The organism is Aeromonas sp. HMWF014 (genome assembly GCF_963878295.1).
GTDB lineage: Bacteria > Pseudomonadota > Gammaproteobacteria > Enterobacterales > Aeromonadaceae > Aeromonas > Aeromonas popoffii.
Genome location: NZ_CAWNYS010000218.1, coordinates 1 through 7,275 on the forward strand (window position 1 = coordinate 1; position 7,275 = coordinate 7,275).

Genomic DNA, 7,275 nt, shown 5'->3' on the forward strand with positions numbered 1-7,275 from the left:
GGATCAGCGACCTGCCCACGACTGCTGCATTCTTAACCAAACTGGCCCAATCCCTGCTCTATCACTGTCACCAGCCGTACCGGAGAGTGACACCATGATCAGCACCCTGCTTCCCATCGCCTCGATCGCCCTCAAGCTGGGCAGCTATCTGCTGAGCAGCAACGCCCAAGCCCAGCCCGCACCTGAGCCGGTACAGGAAGAACGCCTGCCGCCCACAGTCCAGAGCCTGTTCCAGCGGCTGGGGGTCAAGGATGCCGACAGCGAGCAGAACCGCTCGGCCATCAACCACTTCATGAGCGAGCTGCTGCAAACCCTGGGGCAGGAGAACAATGGCCAGTCCCTGCCCCAGGCCATAAACACGGCCCGCAGTCAGCTGGCTAACGGCACCCAGAGCACCCGTCTCGACGCCCTGCAGAGTGAACTCGCTACCCTCAAGGGCACCCTTGGCAACAGCGATCTGAACCTGGATCAGCTGCTCGGCGCCTTCAAGCAAACCCTGCCCAATGGCAAGGGGGAAGGGGTTGGCAAACTGCTCAATGCCAGCGCCTGAACGGCGGTGAGCAATAAAAAACGGCAACCTCGGGTTGCCGTTTTGCTTTCTACTTTGGATAACAAGCCGATTGACTTAACCCGCCCGTTTGGCCAGCCACTGTTCGGCGGCAGTCAGTGCTGCATCCACCAGCTCGCGGGCGACGCCGCCTTTGGCGACCCGCTTGGCCAGGGTCGCTTCCAGCTCCAGATTGGGATAGACATCCTCGCCGATCACCGGGCTGAAGCGCTGGAACTCAGGCAAAGAGAGATCTTCCAGCGGCTTCTTCACCTCAAGCGCATAGACCACAACCTCGCCAACGATATGGTGCGCCTCGCGGAAGGGTATCCCTTTGGCCACCAGATAGTCCGCCAGCTCGGTGGCGTTGGCGTAGCCGCCTTGCGCCGCCGCCATGGTGCGCTCGCCATTTACCTTCAAGTCGATCAGCACCAGCGCCGCCATGTCGAGGCAGTCGTGCCAGGTGTCGAGGGCATCGAACAGCCCTTCCTTGTCTTCCTGCATGTCCTTGTTGTAGGCCAGCGGCAGTGCCTTGAGGCTCATCAACATGCCCATCTGGGCGCCCACCACCCGGCCTGTCTTGCCACGGATCAGCTCAAGCGCATCGGGGTTCTTCTTCTGCGGCATCAGGGAGGAGCCTGAGGTGACCGCATCGGAGAGTTCGACAAAACCCGCTTCGCCTGTGTTGTAGAAGATGAGATCTTCGGCAAAGCGCGACAGGTGAGTCATGGAGAGCGACGCCACGTGCATCAGCTCCACCACGTGATCCCTGTCCGACACTGAATCCAGGCTGTTGCGGGTGGCGCCACTAAAGCCCATGTCGAGTGCCAAGGCTTCGCGGTCGATGGCATAGGCAGTGCCCGCCAGCGCGCCGCAGCCAAGCGGGCTGGTGTCGAGCCGCTTGAGGGCATCTTGCAGACGGGAGTAGTCCCGCTCCAGCATCTCCACATAGGCCAGCGCCCAATGGGCGAAGGTGACCGGCTGGGCGCGCTGCAGGTGGGTGTAACCCGGCAGCACGGCAGCCTGATTGGCACGAGCAGAGGCGACCAGCCCGGATTGCAGGGCACTGATGGAGCCGAGCAGCAGCTCGCCCTGCGCCTTGCACCAGAGTTTGAGGTCGGTGGCGACCTGATCGTTGCGCGAGCGGCCGGTGTGCAGCTTTTTGCCAAGATCGCCGACGGCAGCGATAAGCGCACTCTCGACCCAGGAGTGGATATCTTCGGCGTCCGAATTGAGGATCTGGTGCGGATCCTGCTGCACCGAGGCGAGCAGTACCTCCATCGCCTGTTGCAGTTTGCCCTGCTCATCGGCGGTCAAAACGCCCACTTTCACCAGCGCCTTGGCCCAGGCCATGGAGCCCTGAATATCCTGCTCCGCCAACCGGTAATCGAACCGCAGCGAATCGTTGAACTGCTTGAACCGGCTATCGGCTCCCTGACTGAAGCGTCCACCCCAAAGTGCCATATTGCTCTCCTTGAATGCGTTGTCGGCGGCAGCTTGGCCCCCGAGCGTGAAATAATCTTGTACTGCACTAATTTGTCATACCCAGATAATCAAAATAGTGTGTTCGCTATTATCATGCAAAATATAACCGACATGACCAATGATACCATGCCTGGCATTAAGAAACTGTGGTTTACAACATATCCACCCAATCTGGTGGAACCCGTCCTGTCAAATGCCACGCAGGCAATTTGAGCTCCACCCGGGATAATAAATACGGCGCAGGCAGCGGGTAACAATGCAATCAGGGTGTATGCGGGCAATCCCATTGAAACCCCCAGTGGCATTAAGGCAATAATGGTTGCCGCTGGGCTGTATATTAATATGGATAGCGAGAATAGAATCAGACCAAACAGCATCGGATATTCATTGAGAATACTCGAAAAATTGACGATGAACACATCGTTGTAATGCCCAAACAAGGTGCCGGTCATCCACGACAAACCAAAAATACCCACTACGCCGACCAACCCTGATTTAAAGGTTGAGCCTTCATGAAGTGCATCAGGTGAAATCCGGCAAAGAAGCATAATGAGGCAGGCTGTTGTCAGCATCACGATCTGCAAGGTGGTGGCAACTGTCATGGTTTGATTATCAAAAACAGGCCGCAGTCCCTCAAAAGAGCTCAGAATGACGGTAAGCAAGACCCCAATCGTGAAAATGGCAAGGCCTAGCTTGGCTTGTGCCGGGTTGTCGACTTGCTTTGCGGACACCTTTTGCTGGTCGAATTCACCACTTTTCTGGCGACGGATAAACTCCTCATCATCAGCGAGTTCGGCGCCTTTTTTATAGACGAACAGGCAGCCAACCAAACAACCCAGCAGGGTTCCGGGAATCGTAATAGATAAAATATCCAGGAGCGAGATATTCAATGAGGCAGCTTTTGCCAGCATCCCCACGACTACGGCGCTAATTGGACTTGCGACCAGTGCCATATTGGCGGCAATCACCGACATGGACATGGCTCTTTCGGGACGCACTCTTGCATCGGTTGCTATTTCAGAAATGACCGGATAAACCGAGAAAGCAATATAGGAGGTGCCGCACAACAGGGTGAAAATATAACAAATTAACGGCCCGAGAAACGTGATGGAATTGGGTCTGGCCCGTAATATTTTTTCTGCCAATCCCACCAGAAGATCTAACCCCCCTGCTGCTTGTAAAATTGCGGTGCAGGTAATAACGGAGATGATAATGAGGATGACGCTGACAGAGGGAGAGTCTGGTGCCAAATGAAATATGAAGGATAGGATAAATAACCCCAGCCCCCCTGCGGCACCCAAACCAATACCGCCGAATTTTCCACCAATGGCGATACATACCAGCACGACAGCTAACTGTGCCCAAAAAAATTCCATAAATGCCCTAATGTCCTTGTTGGTTCAGGTGAAAAAATCAAGGCCTGCCCACGTTGGGAGAGGCCTGAATCACCGAGTATTGGTATTAGGTGGAAGGCTCAGCCCCCCACCTATGCTACGGGTTAATGTCGCCAATCAACCGTGGGTGTGATCACCACCGATGGCCTGATGCTGCTCCTTCATGGCGCGGATCCGGCTGGCCAGGGTGTAGAGACGGATAAACCCTTCGGCGTGGCTCTGGTCATACACCTCGTCAGCACCGAAGGTGGCGAAATCTTCGGAGTAGAGGCTGTTCGGCGACTTCTTCTGCACCGCGGTAACCTGACCCTTGTACATCTTCAGCACCACTTCACCGTCGAGATCCTCGGCGATGGCGTTGGCAGAGGCGACGATGGCCTTGCACAGCGGAGTGAACCAGCGACCGTCATAAACCAGGTGGGAGAACTCGGCACCCAGCTTCTCGCGCCAGGCGCGGGTCGGTCTGTCCAGTACCAGCTCTTCCACGGCGCGCAGTGCCGCCACCATGACGGTGCCACCCGGGGTCTCGTAGCAACCACGGGACTTCATGCCCACCATGCGGTTTTCGGTGATGTCGATACGGCCCACGCCGTGCTTGCCAGCACGCTCGTTCAGGGTCATCAGGATCTGGTGCGGGCTGAGCGGCTGGTCATCAACGGCAACCACTTCACCCTGCGCCACGGTCAGCTTGACGTACTCCGGCTCGTTCGGTGCCTGCTCAGCCGGCACGGTCCACTGCCAGACGGCTTCTGACGGCTCGTTCCAGGTGCTCTCCAGCTCACCACCCTCGGTGGAGATATGCCAGGCGTTCGCATCGCGGCTGTAGATCTTCTTCAGGGTCGCCTTGCAGGGGATGTTGCGGGTCTCCAGATAGGCCAGCAGATCTTCCCGGGAGCGCATGTCCCAGATCCGCCACGGGGCAATCACTTTCAGCTGAGGCGCCAGGGCTGCCACGGCACCTTCGAAACGCACCTGATCGTTGCCCTTGCCGGTACAGCCGTGGGAGATGGCGTCAGCCCCTTCTGCCAGGGCCGCTTCCACCATCGCCTTGGCAATGATCGGGCGGGCCATGGAGGTGCCCAGCAGGTAGGTGCCTTCATAGACGGCACCGGTTTTCAGGGTCGGGTAGACGTACTCCTTGACGAACTCTTCCCGCAGATCCTTGACGATACATTTGACCGCACCGGAAGCGATAGCCTTCTGCTCGATCCCTTCCAGATCGTCACGCTCCTGACCCACGTCGGCGACGAAGGCGATGATTTCGGCATCGTAGTGCTCTTTGAGCCAGGGAATGATGGCCGAGGTATCCAGTCCGCCCGAGTAAGCCAGTACGATCTTGTTGATTCCGCTCATTTTACTTCTCTCCATGATGATTCGATAAAGGTGTCGTGATTCAGGTTGAGTGCCGCGTTACTGATTCCGCTATTTGTTGCCAAGCAGGGTCAGCAACACGGCGTTCTGGATATGCATCCGGTTTTCAGCCTCGTCCATGATGAGGGAGGCCGAGCCATCCATCACTTGCGAGGTGATCTCCAGCTCCCGGTGCGCCGGCTGGCAGTGCAGCACATGCTGGATGCCGGTGCGGTCGAGCAGGGCCTGGTTGATCTGGTAAGGCATAAAGAGCTCGGTGACCTGCTCCATCGGGGTGTTGTCGCCCATGGAGACCCAGGTATCCGTGTAGGCCACGTCGAACCCTTCAATATCTGCCACGTCATCACTGATGTGGATGGTCGCCCCCGACTTGCCCGCCAGTGCCTGCGCCTGCAGGAAGATCTGGGTATCCGGGCCGTGGCCCTTGGGGCAGATCAGGGTCACGTCTGTGCCCAGGGTCGCCCCCAGCAGCAGCAGAGAGTGGCTGACGTTGTTGCCATCACCGAGGTAGGCAAGCTTCACCTTCGACAGATCGTCGTAGTGCTCGGCAATGGTCATAAAGTCGGCCAGCCCCTGGCAGGGGTGGTAGAGGTTGCACAGGCTGTTCACCACAGGGACAGTGCCGTGCTCCGCTAATCCAACAAGCGTCTGGTGGTCGAACACCCGCGCGACGATGGCATCACACCAGCGTGACAGGTTGGCGGCGAAATCCTTCACCGACTCACGTTTGCCCAGCGCGCCGTTTTGTTGATCCAGATAGACGCTGTGGCCACCGAGCCGGGCGATGCCGATGTCAAAGGTGACGCGGGTGCGCAGGGAGGGCTTCTCGAACAGGGTAACCACGCTCTTGCCTGCCAGTGCCTGGCTGTACTTCTTCGGGTCAGCCTTGACCGCTTTGCCGAGCGCAATCAGCGCTTCAATCTGGGCTTTGTTCAGATCACTGTCTTTCAGAAGATGTTGCATCGGATGTTCCTTGTTACGACCGGGTTAGAGGGTGACCTGGGTGCCGACGGCACCGCCTGCCAGCAGCTTGAGCAGTTGATCCGGGTAGCGCCAGCTGGCGACACAGACCGGCTTGCCGAGGGTCTCAGCGGCGTGCAACGCAGCTTTCACCTTGACCGCCATGCCGTCGCTGATCACCCCTTTCTCCATCAGATCCAGTGCCGTCGCCTTGTTCAGCTGCGGCACCAGCTTGCCCTTGCCATCCAGAATGCCGCTCACGTCCGACAGCATCACCAGATCGGCGCCGAGCGCCTCGGCAATCGCCGTGGCCGCCTGATCCGCGTTGACGTTCATCAGCTGGCCGTCGGCCGTGATGCCGATGGAGCTCACCACCGGCAGGAAACCCTGCCCCAGGATGCCGGTCACCAGCGCCGGGTTGCCCGGTTTGCAGTCGCCCACCGCACCGAGATCCGGGTCGAGCTGGGTTACCTGACACAAGCCGCCGTCGGCCAGACAGAGCCCCACGGCCGGAATACCGGTGGCGATGGCCTTGGCCATCATCTGCTTGTTGGCGGTCCCCGCCAGGGCGCCAGCGATGAAGGGGATCTGCTCGAACGGGGTCACCCGCAAGCCGTTCTTCTTGGTGGAGCAAAGACCCAAGCCCTTGAGCAGGTCATCCACCAGACAGCCGCCACCGTGCACCAGCACCAGGGGGCTGTGTTGCTCATCCAGAAACGTTTTGAGGGTGGCGAACAGGGCGGTCAGCGCCTCGTCGTTCTCAATCAGGGCGCCACCCAACTTGATAACCAGCGTCTGTTTGTCCATCGTTGCAATCCTTCCTTAAGTCCTTAAATCAGGCCGGTGGCCGGTTCAAATCCGAATTTGATATTTATGCACTGCACAGCCTGGGAGGCGGCACCCTTGAGCAGATTGTCGATGGCAGAGACCACCACCAGCATGTTGCCCTGCTGTTGCCAGGCAATATCGCAGTAAGGGGTGCTTGCCACACCACGGATGGAAGGCATCTGGCCGGTGAGGCGCACCAGCGGCTTGCCTTCGTAGGCCTTGAGGTAGGCCTGCTCAACCTGAGTCGGCGTCACGCCATCCGCCAGCTGCACATAGATGGTGGCCAGGATGCCGCGCACATAGTTGCCAAGGTGAGGCTGGAACAGCACCTCGCAGCCAAGGTGGTGGCTGATCTCCGGCTGATGTCTGTGGTTGAAGGTGCCGTAGGGGTTGAGGCTCACTTCGCAGAAACTGGTGTTGATGGCCGCCTTGCGACCGGCGCCGGAGACCCCGGACACGGCGTTGATGATCGGCTGCCACCCCTTGGCGATGAGGCCAGCCTGCTGCAGCGGCTTGAGGGCACACAGGGAGGCGGTCGGGTAACAACCCGGCACCGCAATCAGCTGGGCGGTGGCGATGGCATCGCTGTTCCATTCCGCCAGACCGTAGGCGGCCTGATCCAGCCACTGCTCGCTGTCGTGGGTGAAGCCATAGAAGCTGTCGTAGAAGCCTTGATCCTTGACCCTGAAA

7 protein-coding genes are annotated in these 7,275 nt (G+C 58.7%); 1 reads left to right on the forward strand and 6 read right to left on the reverse strand.

Annotated features, from left to right (window positions below):
- Positions 1-94 precede the first annotated feature (94 nt).
- On the forward strand, positions 95-550 hold the full coding sequence (locus AAC083_RS08700; protein ID WP_108536339.1) for a hypothetical protein: 456 nt from the start codon (positions 95-97) through the stop codon (positions 548-550).
- 75 nt (positions 551-625) lie between these two features.
- On the opposite strand, the gene argH is transcribed toward AAC083_RS08700, so the two are convergent.
- The 6 genes from argH to argC all read right to left on the reverse strand — a co-directional run.
- Positions 626-2,011, reverse strand: a complete 1,386-nt coding sequence (gene argH / locus AAC083_RS08705) for an argininosuccinate lyase (RefSeq protein ID WP_108536340.1) — start codon at positions 2,009-2,011, stop codon at positions 626-628.
- Positions 2,012-2,100: 89 nt separating this feature from the next.
- Complete coding sequence (locus tag AAC083_RS08710) at positions 2,101-3,408, reverse strand: anaerobic C4-dicarboxylate transporter family protein (protein ID WP_108536341.1); 1,308 nt, start codon at positions 3,406-3,408, stop codon at positions 2,101-2,103.
- 135 nt (positions 3,409-3,543) lie between these two features.
- Positions 3,544-4,779 (reverse strand): argininosuccinate synthase, encoded by a 1,236-nt coding sequence (locus AAC083_RS08715; protein WP_108536342.1) that lies wholly within the window; start codon positions 4,777-4,779, stop codon positions 3,544-3,546.
- 69 nt (positions 4,780-4,848) lie between these two features.
- The gene (locus tag AAC083_RS08720) at positions 4,849-5,760 is read right to left on the reverse strand and encodes an ornithine carbamoyltransferase (RefSeq protein WP_108536343.1); all 912 of its coding nucleotides are present in this window, start codon (positions 5,758-5,760) and stop codon (positions 4,849-4,851) included.
- 24 nt (positions 5,761-5,784) lie between these two features.
- Complete coding sequence (argB, locus tag AAC083_RS08725; protein ID WP_108536344.1) at positions 5,785-6,564, reverse strand: acetylglutamate kinase; 780 nt, start codon at positions 6,562-6,564, stop codon at positions 5,785-5,787.
- A gap of 23 nt (positions 6,565-6,587) precedes the next feature.
- Positions 6,588-7,275 (reverse strand): N-acetyl-gamma-glutamyl-phosphate reductase (argC, locus tag AAC083_RS08730; RefSeq protein ID WP_108536345.1); only part of this gene is annotated, 688 nt, incomplete at its 5' end.